Below are 18419 nucleotides of genomic sequence, written 5' to 3' on the forward strand. Positions count from 1 at the left end.
TTTGTACGTCCGATGGAGCTTCTTGTGAGCTACAATTTAGGATATAGAAGCACACAGACAGGAGCGAAACAATATGTCACTTGCGGTATTGACGGATGTAGTGAAACGCTATAATGACAAACTAACAGTGGATCATGTGAATGTTACGATTCAGGCAGGTGAAATCTTTGGTCTGCTGGGTCCGAATGGGGCGGGCAAGAGTACTACAATCAGCATGATTTGCGGCCTTCTTAAGATCGACGGTGGCGACATTAGGATTGACGGCCTGTCGGTATCTGCGAACTCGCTAGAGGTCAAGAAAAGAATTGGCCTGGTTCCCCAAGAGCTGGCACTGTACGATATGTTGACAGCGGAGGAGAATGCGACTTTTTTCGGCAGGTTATACGGCTTGCGCGGCAAGCTGCTGAAGGAGCGGGTAGCGGAAGCACTGGCGTTCACTGGTCTCAGCGACCGGGCCAAAGAGAAACCATCCACCTTCTCGGGAGGGATGAAAAGACGGCTGAACATCGCCTGCGCCATTATGCATCGTCCCAAGCTGATCATTATGGATGAGCCGACCGTAGGGATTGATCCCCAGTCACGCAATCATATTCTGGATTCGGTAAAGGCGCTGAATAAGCTCGGTTCAACAATCATCTACACAAGTCACTATATGGAGGAGGTCGCAGCCATTTGTGATCGGGTCGCCATTATGGATAAAGGTCATATTATTGCCTGCGGTACGGAAAAAGAATTGCGGGAACGAGTGGCCCAGGAAGAGAAAATTGTGATCAGAGCTACGCAGATTACTCCTGAGCTAATCCATGAGCTTAAGCTGCATCCGCGGATCAGTCGAGTGGAAGTGAAGGAGGGTGTGATAGAGCTTTATCTGCCTTCTTCGCAAGGGGAGCTGCAGGATATTCTATTTATTTTTGCCAAACATGAGGGGATTATTGGTTCCCTGCATATTGAGGAGCCGGATCTGGAGATGTTGTTCCTGAGCCTGACCGGACGGACCTTGCGCGATTAAAGGAGGAGGGAAAAGCGCTGATGAATACATGGACAATTATGAGCTATGAGCTGCGCAGGCTGCTCCGATCACGCTCGATGCTGCTGAATATGTTTCTGCTGCCGTTGGTATTAATCTTTCTGCTCGGTTCCTCGCTTTCAGGTGTCATGGGAAACGGTAAGGATTCTACTATAGCTCCAGTGAACGTAGGCATTGTCAGCCTATCTGGAGAGGGGCTCGCCAGCTCAGCAATAGTAGCAAGCTTTCTGAAGACACCGGAGATTTCGAAGATTATCGTTCCGCGGGAGGTAGAGAGTCGTAAGGTTGTGGAAAGCGGACTGCGCAGCGGGAAATATGGCTATGCCGTTGTCATTCCTGCTAACTTCGACAGCGAAGTGCAGAGCGGTGGGGCAGCAAAGCTTGAATATATTTTGGGCAAAGATCGTACGGACAATATGGTCGCCGGGACCGTATTTGATAATTTTTTGAGCAATATCAATGCTAAACAGGCCGTGGCGCTGATGCTTGGACCGGAAGCTTTAACGGCTGCGGCAACAACTTCTGGAGATCACGCGCTGGTTACACTAGGTAAGCTAAGTGAAGGAGGGGCGACGTATACGGCCTCGCAATTCTATGCGGTCTCGATGATGCTGATGTTTTTGCTGTATAGCGGGCTTACCGTAACTTCGTCTCTTTTTAACGAAAAAGAGAACCATACCCTCTTCCGAATCAACTCGATGCCGGTTAAAGGATCGCAGCTATTTATTGGAAAAATGCTCGGCGTAGGCATCGTTTCTATCTTCCAATGTGTTGCTATTATTCTCTTATCGCACTGGTTCTTCGGCGTGGATTGGGGCAATCGTCCTGGTCTGCTACTGCTGTTCTGTCTGATAATGATCATAGCCTCTATGACGTTATCCATCATTATTTCATTGTTTAGTAAAAATATGGCCGGTGCAAGAAGTGTAATCACAGTAATCACGGTAATCATGACCTTCATTAGTGGGGGGATGGCCCCGCTTCCAGATTCGTGGGTGAACTCTGTGGGAGCCTATACCTTGAATCATTGGGCAATGCAAGCCATTTTACGGATGATGCTCCATTCCGGACTGTCGGAGATTCTGCCAAATTTAGGGGTTCTGTCACTGATCTGTCTTGTGCTGTTCAGTGCGGCGTTTATCTCATACAAGAAGGTGGGTTATCATGAATAATATCCTTACGATTGGCTTGAATATGGTTAAGCGAATTATCGGTTCCCGGAGGGGTATCCTTACTTTTATTATTCTGCCCAGTATTGTATTGGCAGGAGTGGTATCCGTTACTGGAAGTATGGGCGAGAACCCCGCGATTGTGCTATATACGAATATGGACAACGGTGCTGGCGGTAAACACCTTCTTGCTGAATTGGAGAGTACCGGTGATTATAAGCTCGTGCAGAAGACGGATGAAGCGGTTCTGAAGGAGAGTATCATTGGGCAGACGGGGGAGGCCGGGGTCATGATTCCGGCTGGATATACCTCGGAGCTGTTGGCCGGAAAACAGCCGCAAATTAGCTTATATGAGCTCAAAACGACAGAAACTTCGATAATGGTCAAAATGAAAACAAATGCGATTGCTGATGAGATGCTGAGTACCGCCACACTTATTCGGTCTGCTGATGGAGGTTCCACCGACCCTGAAGCACAGTTCGCCGCTATATTGGCAAAAACGGAGCAGCATAGTGTCGGCAGCATCCGAACAGATTATAATTTATATCCCCGAGAAGGCTTGGGTGTCGTAGTCGGGTTAACGTTAATGTTTCTGATGGGGCTGGTGACCAGTTCCGTATCGATCATTATGGATGACCGGAAAGGGCGCACTATGATGCGGATGTTCAGTGCTCCTGTGCGCTCCTACGAAATTGCTTTAGGTAATTTTCTGGGGAGCTTTATGGTAGGCCTGATTCAAATTATCGTAGTTCTTGTCTTAGGCCGTTGGGTGCTGCACTATGATTATGAAATACCGCTTTATCTTTATTTCCTGGTGCTTGCAGCATTTATGCTGGTGTCCATGGGGATTGCCAGCACCATAGCTGGGTTGGTCCGCAACCCCAATAATGCCGGAATGCTGAATATGTTGATCCTGACTCCGACCTGTATGCTGGGCGGCTGTTTCTGGCCGCTAGCCATCATGCCGGACTATATGCAGAAGGCCGCTAACTTTGTCCCGCAAAAATGGGCGATTCAGGCGGTTGATATCGCCGCAACCGGCGGAGGCTGGAACGAGCTGTGGCTGCCCTTCGCCATACTGGGTTTGATGGCCGCAGTACTGCTGGCAATCGGCTCTGCTATTCTTCGCCCAAGTGAGGCAGGAATAAGCGCGTAAGTAGTGGATATTCCTACGAACTAGATTCATAACTGCCCCTTTAGTTCATCCATTGACGTAAGTTCCTTATATTTCTCGAAGAAACGGGTACCGTCCATAAAAGGACGGCGAAACCGTTTCTTCTTGTTCACTAGAGTATGGGAAATTAGGCATATTCAGGTTCAAGCTAAAATGATATGATCACTATAATTGAGTTTATTGGAAGCGATATCATTCCGGGGGGAACATGAATGACTTTTACAATTGATTACAATGCACGAAAGAATCGAATTGAGGTAATTACTAACGGAATTACCGAAGAGAATGCAAATGACTACAATGAACAATTTGCAGAAATTATGGAATTAGTAAAGCCAGGCTTTACTGGTATTACGGATGTACGTACATCCAAATCGGTATTATCTCCTGAGGTTGCTGCTTTATTGGCACCAACTGGGGAGATGGTTACTGTAGCCGGTGTAGCGGGTTGGGTATACATTGCAAATGCTCCTGTGTAGATCATGCAAATGAAGAGACTTTTTGGTAAATTTGCAGTACACTATAAAACTCGTGAAGAGGCTATTGCCTATCTGGATAGTCTTACTGTATAAATACATACAATTTATAACTAGGAGGACTAGAAGATGAGCAGCAACAAACTGGCTTGGACATGGAAGGTAAAGGAAGAATGTCTGGAAGAGTACGTGGCAATGCACTTGAACCCTTGGACAGAAATATTGGAGGAACACAGCAAAGCCGGGATTTCTAATTATTCCATCTTTCAGAATGGCAATCAATTTTTTTACTGCTTTGAATGTGAAGATACGGAAGCGGCTTTTGCTTACATCGCTCAGAGTGAGGCCTGCAACAGATGGAATGATATTACCTCGAAGATGGTCGAGGGCTCCTTTGATTTCAATGAGGAAACGCCTATGGTACCACTGCGTGAGGTATTTTATCTGAAGTAAAGGTAGTTATCATAGCGCCTTAGTTTACAACAATTCTAAATAAGGTTATAATTTAATTATATAATTTAACTGAATATTTATTTGTTTTTTGGAGGAGCCTGTCAACAAGGGCTCCTCTTTGTGTTTTTTAGGGAGAAGTTGAGGAAAAGGGAGTGGATGACCATGGAGTTTATTTTTTATCTTATGCTGATCTTGCTGTTCACCAAGCTTGCTGGAGATTTATCTGTACGGCTAGGACAGCCTGCGGTGTTGGGCAAGCTGATTGTCGGCATTGTGCTAGGACCGGCAGTGTTGGGTTGGATTCAAAACGGAGAGTTTATTCACTACATCTCAGAGATTGGTGTGCTGCTGCTGATGTTTATCGCCGGTCTGGAGACAGATCTGGATCAGCTGCGTAAGAACTGGAAATCAGCCTTTGCCGTAGCGGTTGGAGGTATCGTACTACCCTTTCTGGGAGGTTTAGCCATTGGGGAACTGTTTGGCTTTGCCTACTATAACGCTTTATTTATGGGTGTCCTGCTGAGTGCGACCTCTGTCAGTATATCCGTGCAGGTACTGAAGGATATGAACAAGCTCAACTCTCGTGAAGGCTCTACCATTCTGGGAGCCGCCGTGGTGGACGATATATTGGTAGTCATTTTGCTAGCTGTATTAATGAGCTTTTTCGGGACAGGAGCGGAAATATCTCTAGGTCTGCTCATCGGCAAAAAAGTGTTGTTCTTTGTAGTCGCCATTGCTGCTGGCTGGTTCCTTGTGCCTTGGGTGATGAAATGGCTGGCTCCGCTGAGGGTAACAGAAGCAACCATCACGGCGGCCTTGGTGATCTGTTTTACTTTTGCGTACTTCGCCGAACTGATGGGAATGGCCGGGATTATCGGTGCTTTTGCCGCGGGGATTGCCATCTCACAAACGTCTTTCAAGCATACCGTAGAAGAGAAGCTCGAACCGATCGCATATTCCATTTTTGTACCCGTATTTTTTGTGAGCATCGGACTCAGTGTTTCTTTTGCCGGCGTAGGAAGTCAGATCGGTTTCGTTATCGCGCTTACCCTTGTGGCAGTCGTGACCAAAATGCTGGGTGGCGGACTGGGTGCGCGGCTTACCGGCTTTAATAACCGCTCCTCGGCAATTATTGGCTCAGGAATGATCTCGCGGGGTGAAGTGGCTTTGATTATTGCTGCGACAGGGCTGCAGAGCGGACTATTGCTTCCGGAATATTTCACCTCCGTTATTATTGTAGTGATTGTAACTACACTGGTAACACCACCACTATTAAAGTATATGTTTCGCGAGCCTGCCAAGCAGGGTTCTGAATGAGTCGCTGAGAGATTAAAAGGATCTTGGAGGCAGCAATCTCAGATTATTATTGTAAAATAAAGGATATGCTGTATACTTATCATTAGTACAGTCGTTCTATTTAAGGGGAAAACTATTACTGGATGAATAAGAGAAGCTATGACAGTGAGCAAGTCCGGCAAGAGGTGCTGAGGGAAGCTGAAAGCCTGTTCTCCCTGAAGGGATATAACGCCACATCGATAGCGGATATTTCCAGGGCATCAGGTTATAGCAAGGGACATATTTATTATCATTTTAAAAGTAAGGAGGAACTGTTCGTCTCGTTGGCCCAACAGACCATGCGGCATTGGGGAGAACGCTGGTATGCGCAGGCTTCAGGATGTGCAACTCCAGCGGAGAAGCTGTACGCCATCGCCGAATTTGTGATCCACAACTATGAGCAGGACCTGTTGAGAGCAGGACAAGAGCTGGCAGCACTTCCGAATGTTCAACCCACCTCCGTTCAGGCGCTGTATGGCCTGGCGGTCACTCCGATAAAGGCCTATCGGGAGATTATTGAAGAAGGAATGGCAATAGGGACATTCAAACCAGGAGATGGGCAGAAGCTAAGTCTGCTGTTTGGAGCCTGGTTAGGCGGGCTAAATGCTTTTTCGAGTACAATGGATCATGAATCGTTGAGAGGGCTGTACCGGGATACGGTTTCTTTGTTTTTACAGGCGGTCTCTGTTTAGAGACCGTAGTTATTTAGAAACATTAGAACGATCGTACAAATTTGACGGAGGGCGGGAATTAGAGATGAACTGGATCTATTGGATTCTGGGCGGGTTGAATGTAGTCATGTGGGGAACGATTGCTATTATCTTTACAGGGAAGGCTGCCCAAATCGGCAAGCTATACCAAACAGAGGATAAGCTGAAGGATGAACCACCTTTGATCTCTGTAGTCATTGCCGCTAAGAATGAACAGAAAGCATTGGAGCGATGTGTTGAATCGTTGATCAAGCAGACCTATACCCGGCTTGAGATCATTCTGGTCAACGATCGTTCCGAAGATGAAACGGCGAATATTATGCAGCGGCTCTCAGATATGTACCCGAATGTGAATGGTCTGGATATTACGGAGCTGCCGGACAATTGGATGGGAAAGAGTCATGCCTTATTCCAAGGCAGCAAGAGGGCTAACGGTGAATGGTTGCTGTTTACGGATGCCGATATTCTTTTTCATCCAGAGTGTTTGAGTAAGGCTGTTGTGTATTCTCAAACGCATCAACTTGATCATCTAACTTTGATTCCCGAATTTCAGGGACCTGAAGTATTCTCCAAATGGTACGGGGCTTTTATCTTCATGAGCGCCGCTTCATTCGGTATGCTGTGGAAGGTCAAGGACCCGAAGGCTTCGCAATCTTTCGGGATTGGCGCTTTTAACTTGGTCAAGCGGGAGGTTTATGAAGGGATTGGCACACACGAGGGGTTCTCCTATATCTCTACAGATGATTTCACTCTAGGTAAGCTTATTAAACAGGCGGGTTACCGCCAGGATGTGCTATTCGGTACGAAAATGCTCGGCGTCTGGAACTGGTATGAGAGCTTGCCACAGCTTATTGGAAGTGTAGAGAAATCGGTATTTCGTTATCCGAACGCACTCATGACTACTACTTCCAGTCTACTGACCATGATTTATCCTTGGTTTGGCCTGTTCATGGGACCTCCTTCTGCAAGAATATTGTGTGCCATAAGTTTGTTATTTGTTTTCTGGCTTTATTATGTGTATTCACGGCATTCGGGCAGTGGTGCCTGGTACGGTATTGCTCACCCGATTATCGGAATGTGTCTGATCATTGGCGGTCAGCGCGGTGCCTTCCGCGCCTCCACTCGGGGTGGCATGACCTGGCGCGGAACAACGTATGACCGCAGAAATCTGAAATCTTAACTCGCGAATAAATATATGTACGCTGCTTAAGCTGTCTCTCTGTGTGGGGCAGCTTTTTGTTCAAATTTAAGAATTTATATGTTCACACGATAACTTATCCTTATATTTCTCGAAGAAACGGATGCCGTCCATATAATGAACGGCGAAGCCGTTTCTTCTTGTGACCTCAGTAGGGGGAGAATCCCCGACTTAAGGCTGAGAGCGAAACCCGCCGCCGGACCGTTTTGACACATGCCAAAAGACCTTAAACTAAAATCAAGGGATGGCGAATTATACATAAGTTAGCAGTCATACAATAGAAACCACAAATTAGAGCGTGGAAGGGGTAAAAAAGAAATGAATTGGTTAACCAAATGGTCGTTTGGAAACAAGGGTGCGGTAGGGTTGTTAGTCGTGATGGCGTTAATAGTGGGGGGATTAAGTTATACCTCGCTGCCGATGGAATTTATGCCGGAGGCGGATAATCCGCAGGTTACCGTAACTGTACTGGGGCCCGGACAGGATGCCCAATCGATGGAGACGAACGTCACTAAGCCGATTGAGGCGGCCACTGCATTGGTGAAGGGCAAGACAGAGCAGCAGTCGACTTCCGGAGATGGATATGCGAAGGTCGATATTTATTTTGAAGGTACAACCAATATGAAGGATGCTGCGCAGGAAGTTCAAAAAGCTGTTGATTCCTTACAATTCCCTGAGGGCGTGATGGACCCCTTCGTCCTGCAATTGAACACTTCGATGATTCCGATTTCCCAGGTGACTCTTTCGTTTGATGAAGGATTAACTAAGGATAACCTGGAGCTTGCGGAGAACAAGATTATTCCTGAGTTTCAGAAGATTAAAGGAGTATCCAATGTGGCTTTATACGGAAAAGTGGACCCGCAAGTCAAGGTTAAGCTTGATCCGAAATTAATGGCCGACAAAGGTGTATCTTCAACGCAGGTCATGGGCTTGCTCCAGGGGCGCAATGTATCGGCTTCGCTTGGAGAGCAGACGATCGGCGGGCAGACGGGTAATGTAAACGTGATTTCTACCATTGATAGTATCGATACCTTGAAAAAGCTTCCTGTAGTCCCTGGAGTTGCTTTGCAGGATATTGCTGCGGTGACCTTAAAGCAGGATCAGCAAAGCGTTAGCCGCTCGAACGGCAAAGATGTGCTGTTCGCAGTGATAACTAAAGAAGCTAATGCGAATGCGGTCGATGTCGGCGATGAAGTGCAGGCTACAGTGGACAAAATTAATGATACCGAAAAAAATGCAGAGGTAGCCGTAGTGTTCAGTACCTCAGACATGGTTGTCACTTCGGTGAATAGTATGATGCGAGAAGTATTGCTCGGTGCTTTATTTGCGACTATCGTAATTCTGTTATTCTTGCGCAACATACGGGCAACACTCATTACAGCAATATCCATCCCGCTGTCACTAGCTGTCACCTTGTACTTACTGAATATCTCTGGCATAACATTAAATATTATCACACTCGGGGGTGTAGCCGTTGCGGTTGGGCGTCTGGTTGATGATAGCATCGTGGTTATTGAGAATATATACCGCAGATTGCAGAAAGAACCCTTCTCTCGTGAAATGATAATTAGTGCTACTGGGGAAGTAGCCAGAGCCATTACTTCATCGACCATTGCAACGGTCGCCGTGTTCCTGCCCATGGGTCTTTTACGCGGTGGTTTACAGGACTTCCTGCTTCCGTTTGCGCTAACGGTTACCTACTCCTTGCTCACCTCGCTGGTGGTGGCGTTAACCGTTGTTCCTCTGCTAAGCGCAGTTCTGCTGCGGAAGTCTTCTATGAAAGAGCATGAGCCATCCAAGTGGTTTACCCGCTTCCTGAGTTGGAATCTTCAGCGTAAATGGGTAACGTTGTCTTTGGGGCTCATCTTGCTTATCGGTTCAATTGCTGCCTATGTATCAATGCCCAAGGCTGCACTGGATGCATCTGATGCCAGTTATGTATCGATTCAGCTGAACTACCCAAATGATGTTCCCGTTACTGAGGTTATGAAGAAAGGGAAGCAGCTGGAACAGGAGTTGATGCAGCAGCCACAGGCCGAAACCGTTCTGATGCAGTCCGGCAACAGTGCCGATTCGGCGAAGTGGGGAAGTGTTACCTCGGTGACGTTGGTTGACTTCACGGTTGTCATGAAAAAGGATGCAGATGCACAAGCCTTTATTGACTATGTCCGCGGTGCAGCGAAGTCTTATACTGGCGCTACCTTAACCGCTAACGAAGCCAGTATGATGGGCTCAGGCTCAACCAATGAATACATCGATATTGTCGGTGATGATCTGGCCGCTGTGACTTCGGTCGCCCAAGAGGTTGCGGCTAAAGTGAAGACAGTGAAAGGCGTTCAAAAGGTCAGCAGCAATATGGAGGATACCAAGCCTGTATTTGCTTTCAATGTTGACCCTACACAGGCTAACGCACAGGAAATCTCGATGCAGCTAGGCGGAATGTTAAGAGCTATTCCGCTGGGACAGATGGAGCTGGATGGATCGCCAACAACAGTGATATTAGACCCTCTTGTAGAGCCGAAGACACAGCAGGATTTAGAAGGAATTACACTGATGACCGCCAGTGGCCCGCAGCCATTGTCTCAATTGGCAACCCTGAAGGTTAGCAATGAGCCAGCTATGTTGTACCATAAAGACGGCAAGCCTTATGTCAGAATTACTGCAGATGTCGATCCGAAGAAGGTTTCGGAGATCGGTGCGGACATTGCCAAGCAAACAGATAGTATGAAACTTCCCGAAGGAGTAACTTTATATGCAGGTGGAGCCTCCGTCGATCAATCAGGCGACTTCAACGACCTGGGAATGACAGCACTGATCTCTATCGGTTTGGTCTACCTAATCATGGTGCTGACTTTCAAAACGCTGCGCGCACCACTGGCTATTATGTTCTCCCTGCCACTTGCAGCGATAGGGGCTATTGTTGGCTTGATCGTCTCAGGTGTTACACCAGACTTTACCGCATTGTTCGGAGCGCTAATGTTAATCGGGATCGTGGTCACGAATGCGATTGTGCTGGTAGACCGGATCAAGCATAACGAGGAGCGCATGAGTGTCCGTGAAGCGATTCTCGAAGCGGCGGGAACGCGGATGCGTCCGATCCTCATGACGGCTATTGCCACGATATGTGCCATGCTCCCATTGCTGTTCGGACATCCCGAGCAGGGCAGCATCGTTTCGCAAAGTCTGGCGATTGTAGTCATCGGCGGTTTAACCGCCGCAACGCTGTTGACGCTGATTGTCGTACCGGCTATATATGAACTGTTCTACTTCCGTAAATCGGCTAGAGAGCGCAAAGGAGTTGTTAAGGCAGAAGTTGAGGCGCTTTAGAAGAGCGGAAGACAGCGGTTGAAATCAATAAAAAGAGTGCCAGCCTTAATGGCTGGCACTCTTTTTGTTGAGAATTTATAGGTTTTTTTTATTTAGCAGTCCATAACGTAACTCGATCCTGTACGTATTTGGTGTAGCCCGCTTCCATTTTTTTCACGCCTGCTTTTTCCAGATCAGCCATGTACGCATCCCAAATCTTATCAAAGTCGGTTGGTTTGGCTAAGATGGCTTCCGGGATACGTTTCCAAGTAATATCTTTCATTTTGTTGCCCAAAATGGATACTTCATCTTCGCCTGGAATCGCGATATTCCATGCCGCACCGTAAGCTTTTTCTTTGAATTCTTCTTCTTTCGGGAATAGGTCCTTCCAAGTAGTTGCCTTGTAAGCGGCAAGAGTTTCTTTTTCAACATCGCTATAGCCCAATACCAATTGCTCAGGGAAATTCTTGGTATAATAATTGTCTGTTGAATCTTTGGCTCCATCACCATAATGCACCATCATATTCCAGTAGAAGCCGATTCCGGATTCCTTGGTGAAGGCGGTATTGTCATTGTTGATGCGATCCTGAATGGCTGCAGGCACTGTGCGTTTACCGTTCTCCACTGTATAATGTTTGCCTTCAATCCCCCAGTTGTTAAGAATCTGGCCCTCGTCAGAAGCAAGGTAATCTAAGAATTTAATAGTGCGAACAGGATCAGGATTCGTGCTGGAAATGGAGATTCCATAGCCGCCCATGAAGCCGGTTGGCCAGAAGCTTGTTTCTTTATATTCTGCTGACAGAGTTACAGGGAAGTGGCCGTAGGTCTGCTCGAATTTGCCTGCTGTCTTCAAAGCCTGCTGAGCATCATTGTAATCCCAGTCCTGGTCAATCAGACCAAGTACCCGGCCTGTGGCTACTTTTGCTTTGTATTGATCGTATTTTTGCACAAAGCTTTCTCTATCGAGTAGGCCAATATCGTTCATATGGTTGAGCCAACGGAAGTATTCTTTTTCTTCAGGACGGCGGAAATGGTATATAGCTTCATGCGTGTCCTGATTAACGAAATATTCACCATCATCAGATCCGCCTGTAGTCGCAACCGCAGGGTTAGTAACAGAGATGTACATATGCCAATCATCCGCATTTAAGGATACGCCGATATTCTTGTTTCCATTTTCATCGGTAGGATGCTTCTCCAGATAGGCTTTAATCACATTCTCATAATCTTGCACGGTACGAATCTCTGGATATCCAGCTTCTTTAAGCACACGATGCTGCAGCTCGAAACCCCCGCCAGCAACGAACTTCTTCTCATTTACGGCAGCCCAGGTAGGAATGGAATAGATGGACTGGTCTTCATTTGTATATTTGGCCCGGGCCAGATTGTCGCCAAGCACCTTCTTGATATTTGGGGCATATTTATCAATAAGGTCGGTAAGGTCGATTACCGCACCTGCATCCACAAGTTTCCCTATGTCGCCTTTGGCGGAAATAATATCAGGATATTCGCCACCAGCGGCAATCAAGGCAATCTTTTGCTGTGGATCGCCTACGGCGAATTCGGCATCCAACGTGACGCCTGTTTTCTCCGTAATGACTTTGCTGATGTCATCCTTCATATTATTCCAATTTGGATTCGGGTCTTCGGCGAAGAAGGAAAGTGTAAGTGGAGATAAATCCTCAGGCGCAGCCGTTGCTTCCGCCTGTGCTGTTGGTTCATTGGTACTTTTTCCGGCATTGCTTTCTTTATTCTCTGCATTATTTCCACCACCGCAGCCAGACAATAAGCTGAGAAGTAGAACGAACAGAAGAATTGCAACGTACGGTTTGAATGTCTTAGTCTTCATGAATATAAACCCTCCCTTTATGGACTGAATTAATATTGTATAAACAGGCATAACCTGCAGATACCGCAAGTGAACTAACTCTTAACCGAACCCAGGGTCATACCCTTCACGAAATAGCGCTGCAGGAATGGGTAGACGATCAGGATCGGAACCGTAACGACGATTGTAATCGCCATTTTGACGGATTCAGGCGAGATTTGAGCCATGACCTGTGTCATATTCCGGCCGCGGAAACTGTCTGCGTTCGTTGTCGTACTCTGAATGACCTTCATTAATTCATATTGCAGGGTGGTTAGAGAATCTTTGGAGCCGTTATACAGATAAGTATCGAACCAGGCATTCCATTGCCCTACGGCTAGAAATAAAGCGATCGTAGCCAGAGCCGGTTTGGTCAGTGGGAGAATGATTCGCCAATAAATCGTAAAGTCGTTCGCTCCATCGAGCTTGGCGGATTCCTGAAGAGCGTAAGGCAGGCCGTCAATAAAGGAACGGATGATAAACACGTTGAAAGCGCTGACAAGACTCGGTAAGACATATACTGCAAAGGTACCCATCATATCGAGATTTTTGATCAGAATATAAAAGGGGATTAGACCTCCCGAGACATACATCGTCAGTGCAAGAAAGGTGGAGACGAATTTGCGCGCCTGGAAGTCAACCCGGCTTAAGGTGAAAGCAAGCATGGATGCACTGATCAAGCCGAGTATAGTGCCAATTACCGTGCGCAGAATTGAAATCTTTAGTCCGGTCATTAGCCCAGAGAAGGCAAAGATGGTCTCATAATTCTTGAAGGTGAAGACACGGGGGAAGATAGTGATTCCGCCCTTGATACTGTCTGTCGAGTCATTGAAGGAAATAGCTAGCACATTGAGAAAGGGATACAGTGTGGCTATGGTGACTATAGTGATGGCTACATAGACAACGAGATCGAAGAGACGATCCTGCCAAGATGTGGTGGACAGTTTTTTGCTTAGCATAGAAGTACCTCCTTTAAATGATGCTTTCCTTCGTGATTTTCTTGAAGATACCGTTGGCTAGAAGAAGCAAGAACACACTGACAACGGAATTGAAGATGTTGATGGCTGTACCGAACGAGAAGCGTCCCATGCCAAGCCCGTAGTTCAGAGCGTATAAATCAAGAGTTTGTGAATAGTCGCGGACCAGATTGTTGCCAAGCAGAAACTGCTTCTCAAATCCGATGCTGATCAGATGCCCGATGGAGATAATCAGAAGGATAATGATTGTGGTCCGAATCCCGGGCAGTGTAATATTCCGCACCTGTTGCAGTCGGCTGGCGCCATCTACTCTGGCCGCTTCATAAAGCTCTGGACCAATTCCGGATATCGCGGCCAAATAGATGATCGTGTTCCAGCCGGTTTCCTTCCAGACATCAGAAGCGGTCACAATTCCCCAGAAGAAGTTTCCTTTGGCCATGAACTGGATCGGCTCACTGATCAGATGCAGGCTCATTAGCAGATCATTCACGGCGCCGTTGTCCGTAGACAACATCTTGGTAATAATGCCGGCGGCTACGACCCAGGAGACAAAGTGAGGCAGATAGGATACGGTTTGTACGAAACGTTTGAGAGTCTGAAGTCTGAGTTCATTGAGAAGTACGGCGAAGACGATAGGGATGATAAAGCCGGCTAGCAAGCCCATGATGCTCATGGCTAATGTATTTCGCAGCGCATTATAGAACTGCTCGTCATGGAACAGTTCGCGGAAATATTGCAGGCCAACCCACTTTTGTTCAAAAAAAGATTTTCCTGGTTTGTACTTTTGAAAAGCCATGGTCCAGCCCCATAAAGGTAAATAACTGAACACAAAAGCCCAGACTACAAAGGGCATAGCCATCATATAGAGATATTTTTGTTGTGAGAAAATAGGCCAGAAACGTGCTGCCGTTGGCTTCGGCTCCAGTTGATTTTTTTTGGTAATCGCTTTCATATATGTCCCTCCTCCTATATAAGCCAATCATAAATAAAAAGAAGGCAAGGAAACACCCGAAGATTTCATCTAAAAAACAGGGGAAAATTAGCTCTTTTCGTAAGCGCTTACAGAAAATGACGCAAAAAAAGACGCCCTAATAAAAAAGGCGCATTTTCTTAATCATTTATTTTTTTCGATACACAGAGGGGGAGATCCCTTCGTACTTTTTAAACTTTTCGCGAAAATAATCTACGTCGCTGAACCCAGTCTCCTTCGCAGCCTGATGAATCTTACAGCCTTCACTCAAGCGCTCTTTGGCCTTCTCGATGCGTACTTTATCCAAGTAGGTATTAAAGGAATAACCGGAAATGATTTTGAATAGTTTCCCTAAATAAGCACTGCTATAATTAAATACGTCTGCTAATGCTTCCAATTTTAAATTTTCAGAATAATGGCGGTTAATGAAATCAAACATTCTCTTCATTAAGACGTCCATATCATCACGGTTGATTTCGCTTGCATTTTGGTGAAGCAGTTGAATGATATGACGCTGTAATACGGATAGCGAGATATGTTTATAGATCTGTTGTACCTGTTCCTCCAAGAGGTTGTTCCCAGATTCCAGCTGTCTGTATTGAATCGATAGTTTATTGAATAGGCAGGTGACGATTCTCACATATCTGGATTTGATAGCCATTTCGGATAATCCAGCGGCAATCATGATGGCACCAGCTTCTCTAATCAAGGCAGGCAGAACTTCTGTATTGCCAACATCCATCGCGAAATAAAGTCTGTCTGTTACCGCCTCCAGCTTCGTCTCCAGCTCCCCAGCGTTTACTGGCAGCAGCTCTTTCAGCTTCAAGGAGTCTGGTCCAATAATCCCGGATTCGTCGTAGAAAAAATGATCCATCATCCGAACAAGTGCGGAATTGTAGGATAGGCTGAGGAGGTCAAAGCTTTCTACGGTATCCCCTGCGGTTATGATACATTCCAGTCCTTGCGCGGTTACCGCTTCTTGTACATCCTGATACATTAATTTACGAACCAGCTCCTTCTGGAAGGAAGGCTGAAACAATATGCCTAAATACGAATCCATAGAGAAGATAATGCCGCGGTCATGATCTTCAAAGCTCTTCGCCAGCCGCGCCTTAACAGCTGTAGACGGTCCGCTGTCTGCATAGTCCTGAAGCAGGAGTTTGATTAATACAATTTGATAGGAATCCCAGATCAGACCAGATTCAATGACGGATAATTCCAGAGAGGAGAGGGCCTGATTATTATTCTCCAGCAGTGCAGATTGGACCAGCATCTCCCGGCTCCACTCTTTAACAGCATCATTTTTTCGATGTGATGCGCTTCTACCCATAAGCTCTCCAGCAAGCTTAACTAAATATAGCTGCAGCTCATTCTCATCGACAGGCTTTAGTAAATAACAGTCGATACCATAGGCCATCGCACGTTTGGCATAGCCGAAATCAGCAAATCCACTAAGAATGATGATGTGGAGCTCCGCATCCCCAGCGCGTAGCTCTTCTATTAACTCTAAACCATCTTTACCGGGCATGCGGATATCTATAATCATTAAGTCAGGAGAATAGAGATCGTATTTCTGCTTAGCCTCTATGGCATTTGCCGCTGTATCAATCACCATGAAGCCGAGTGCTGCCCAATCCAATAAGCTACGGAGTCCTTCACGGATGGCTAGTTCATCATCGACAATTAATACACTATACAAATGAATCACTCCTCAGGGGAAGCGCAAAGCTAATTTGCGTTCCGAATCCGATTTGGCTGGCAATGCTCAGACCATAGTCGGGGCCATAGGTTAATTGGAGCCGCAAATGTACATTGCGAAGTCCGATATTATTCGTCTCAAAGTCATCCTTGCTCTCCAGCAACTGCTGGATTTCAGACATGCGCGGCTCGGATATGCCGGCTCCATTGTCGGAAACCTGCACTATAACCTGCTGTCCCTCTACCCGTACATCTACCCGTACAATTCCGCCTGTTATCTGTCGCTCCAAGCCATGAATGACAGAGTTCTCAACAAGTGGCTGGATGATCAGTGGAGGAATCGGTATATGTACAGCTCTTGGATCTACATGCAGCTCATAAGTAAGCCTGTCATCATAACGGAATTTCTGAATGACCAGATAACAGTTTACCGTCTCCATTTCGCGTTGCAGCTCGATTTTACCATTCCCGACCTCCAGATTATTGCGCATCATTTTACCTAGCAGACGGACGACCTGGGCAATATCTCCGTGTCCCCGCAAATGGATCTTCATGCGTATGGTCTCCAAGGCGTTGAAGAGAAAATGAGGATTGATCTGGCTGGCCATCATTTTAAATTTGATTTCATTCTGTCGAAGTTCAATCTCGCTCTTCTGACGGTTGGATTCCTGTACCTCGACCACCAATTCGTTGATATTACGGACCATATGATTAAACTGCCTGGCTAACTGGCCGATTTCGTCTTTGCCGTCAATGACAAGGGTAACCCCGAGGTTCCCAGAGGCAACTTTCGAGATATGCTTGCTAAGATGAAGCATTCTCTTAGCAAGCAATCGCGAGAAGTAGTAAATAAGCACAATGGCCATGACTAAAGCGGCTGAAATGACCGAAAACGCCAAGAGGATAATATGATTAGCTTCGCTTACAATACTTTCGACTGAAAAAATGGAGATGATCCGTAAGGAGTTCAAGCTTGCTCCGGGATGCCAATCATCAATCAGCATTTTCGAATGTTTACCTTCTATAGTAACGTCATAGGGTCCTTGCCCTGCAAAATGACTTACAGACTTTAAGTTAATATCAAGCAGGGTTTTGCCTAGCATATCTAGGCGGTTAGAAGCAACGATATTGTCATGCTCATCAACAATGATAGTTTCAAAAGCTTCCTGATTCAGGATTGAATTCAGCATATCCGTATTCACATTAATAATCAGAACACCGTGTGTCCGCTGCTCCAGAAAATCAATCTTTCGGATTAAACTGAGATAATATTTATTGTTTCGACTATCCCGAATATAATTCCAAGAGATCAACCCTCTCTGAGCGAGAGCCGTCGTATACCAGTCTTGTTGAGTCACGGCTTCATCCGGTTGCAGGAACTCCCAATTATCAATAATTGTCGGATTGTCTATATAGAGGCGGACACTGGATACTTCCCTATACAGCCGGACAAATTCCCGGAAGTCAGGGTAGTTCCAGTAGGCCTGAACCACATCATAGACCGTCTCATAACGGTGATTTGCCGCTTCCTCCAGCCGATTGTCATTGGAGAGGCGATAGGAAATATCGTAGGGCACATTAAGCATATCACCAGTTCTTTTCTTAACACGTTCAACATTTGCTGTGATTTGCTCCAGGGCATTATTCAGCGCCATATTTCGCAGCTCGCGGGTCAGGAACACGCCAACAATCAATACGGGGATAAGCACTACACAACCAAATGATAAGAATAGTTTTGTCCTGAGCTTCAGATCATTCATAAAACGGATGATATTGGTATACACAGCAGGACCATCCTTTGGCTTGATGGAATGGGTAATTTATTCGTTCGACGGATTGGACAATAACAAAATCTAACTAGACAATAAGAAATACCTCCTTTCCTCCAAAAGGTGATAACGCTTACAATGTATTATAACGTTAAACTCTATTTCTTGAAATATAGCCAAATATACATTCATTGTATTATTTTATCTTTTTTGTAATGGACGAGCATGCCTTATCGAGATAACATTCCTCTAACAATACTAAATGAACAAAAAAGAGTTGATAGAGACGG

Annotated in this window: 14 protein-coding genes; 9 read left to right on the plus strand and 5 right to left on the minus strand. The window is 46.1% G+C overall.

Annotation, left to right across the window (positions count from 1 at the left end; translation table 11 throughout):
• Nucleotides 1–73: 73 nt before the first annotated feature.
• The 9 genes from H1230_RS03835 (at nt 74) to H1230_RS03875 (ending at nt 10869) form a co-directional block, all read left to right on the plus strand.
• The gene (locus tag H1230_RS03835; protein WP_239714313.1) at nt 74–1009 is read left to right on the plus strand and encodes an ABC transporter ATP-binding protein; all 936 of its coding nucleotides are present in this window, start codon (nt 74–76) and stop codon (nt 1007–1009) included.
• Nucleotides 1010–1029: 20 nt separating this feature from the next.
• Nucleotides 1030–2199, plus strand: a complete 1170-nt coding sequence (locus H1230_RS03840) for an ABC transporter permease (RefSeq protein ID WP_239714314.1) — start codon at nt 1030–1032, stop codon at nt 2197–2199.
• A complete protein-coding gene (locus H1230_RS03845; RefSeq protein ID WP_239714315.1) occupies nt 2192–3352 on the plus strand; it encodes an ABC transporter permease in 1161 nt (386 codons plus the stop codon). Before H1230_RS03840 ends, H1230_RS03845 begins: the two co-directional genes overlap by 8 nt.
• 230 nt (nt 3353–3582) lie before the next feature.
• Nucleotides 3583–3849: a hypothetical protein gene (locus H1230_RS03850; protein WP_239714316.1), complete on the plus strand. Its 267-nt coding sequence runs from the start codon at nt 3583–3585 to the stop codon at nt 3847–3849.
• Nucleotides 3850–3975: 126 nt separating this feature from the next.
• Nucleotides 3976–4299, plus strand: coding sequence for an L-rhamnose mutarotase (locus H1230_RS03855; RefSeq protein ID WP_239714317.1), 324 nt, complete (start codon nt 3976–3978; stop codon nt 4297–4299).
• 162 nt (nt 4300–4461) lie between these two features.
• Entirely contained in the window at nt 4462–5616 is a 1155-nt protein-coding gene (locus tag H1230_RS03860) for a cation:proton antiporter (RefSeq protein WP_239714318.1), read from the plus strand.
• 122 nt (nt 5617–5738) lie between these two features.
• On the plus strand, nt 5739–6326 hold the full coding sequence (locus H1230_RS03865; RefSeq protein WP_239714319.1) for a TetR/AcrR family transcriptional regulator: 588 nt from the start codon (nt 5739–5741) through the stop codon (nt 6324–6326).
• Between the two features lie 64 nt (nt 6327–6390).
• Nucleotides 6391–7524, plus strand: coding sequence for a glycosyltransferase family 2 protein (locus H1230_RS03870; RefSeq protein WP_239714320.1), 1134 nt, complete (start codon nt 6391–6393; stop codon nt 7522–7524).
• Between the two features lie 336 nt (nt 7525–7860).
• Complete coding sequence (locus H1230_RS03875; protein WP_239714321.1) at nt 7861–10869, plus strand: efflux RND transporter permease subunit; 3009 nt, start codon at nt 7861–7863, stop codon at nt 10867–10869.
• A gap of 88 nt (nt 10870–10957) precedes the next feature.
• Here the strand turns inward: H1230_RS03875 and H1230_RS03880 are convergent, their stop codons facing one another.
• The 5 genes from H1230_RS03880 to H1230_RS03900 all read right to left on the minus strand — a co-directional run bounded on the left by H1230_RS03880 (nt 10958) and on the right by H1230_RS03900 (nt 18144).
• Nucleotides 10958–12697 (minus strand): ABC transporter substrate-binding protein, encoded by a 1740-nt coding sequence (locus H1230_RS03880; RefSeq protein ID WP_239714322.1) that lies wholly within the window; start codon nt 12695–12697, stop codon nt 10958–10960.
• Nucleotides 12698–12771: 74 nt separating this feature from the next.
• A complete protein-coding gene (locus tag H1230_RS03885; RefSeq protein ID WP_239714323.1) occupies nt 12772–13674 on the minus strand; it encodes a carbohydrate ABC transporter permease in 903 nt (300 codons plus the stop codon).
• Nucleotides 13675–13687: 13 nt separating this feature from the next.
• On the minus strand, nt 13688–14644 hold the full coding sequence (locus H1230_RS03890) for an ABC transporter permease (protein WP_239714324.1): 957 nt from the start codon (nt 14642–14644) through the stop codon (nt 13688–13690).
• Between the two features lie 166 nt (nt 14645–14810).
• The gene (locus H1230_RS03895) at nt 14811–16361 is read right to left on the minus strand and encodes a response regulator transcription factor (RefSeq protein ID WP_239714325.1); all 1551 of its coding nucleotides are present in this window, start codon (nt 16359–16361) and stop codon (nt 14811–14813) included.
• Entirely contained in the window at nt 16354–18144 is a 1791-nt protein-coding gene (locus tag H1230_RS03900) for a sensor histidine kinase (protein ID WP_239714326.1), read from the minus strand. The genes H1230_RS03895 and H1230_RS03900 overlap by 8 nt, the downstream gene beginning before the upstream one ends.
• Between the last annotated feature and the right edge of the window lie 275 nt (nt 18145–18419).

Origin of the sequence: Paenibacillus sp. 19GGS1-52 (assembly GCF_022369515.1) — a bacterium.
GTDB lineage: Bacteria > Bacillota > Bacilli > Paenibacillales > Paenibacillaceae > Paenibacillus_AQ.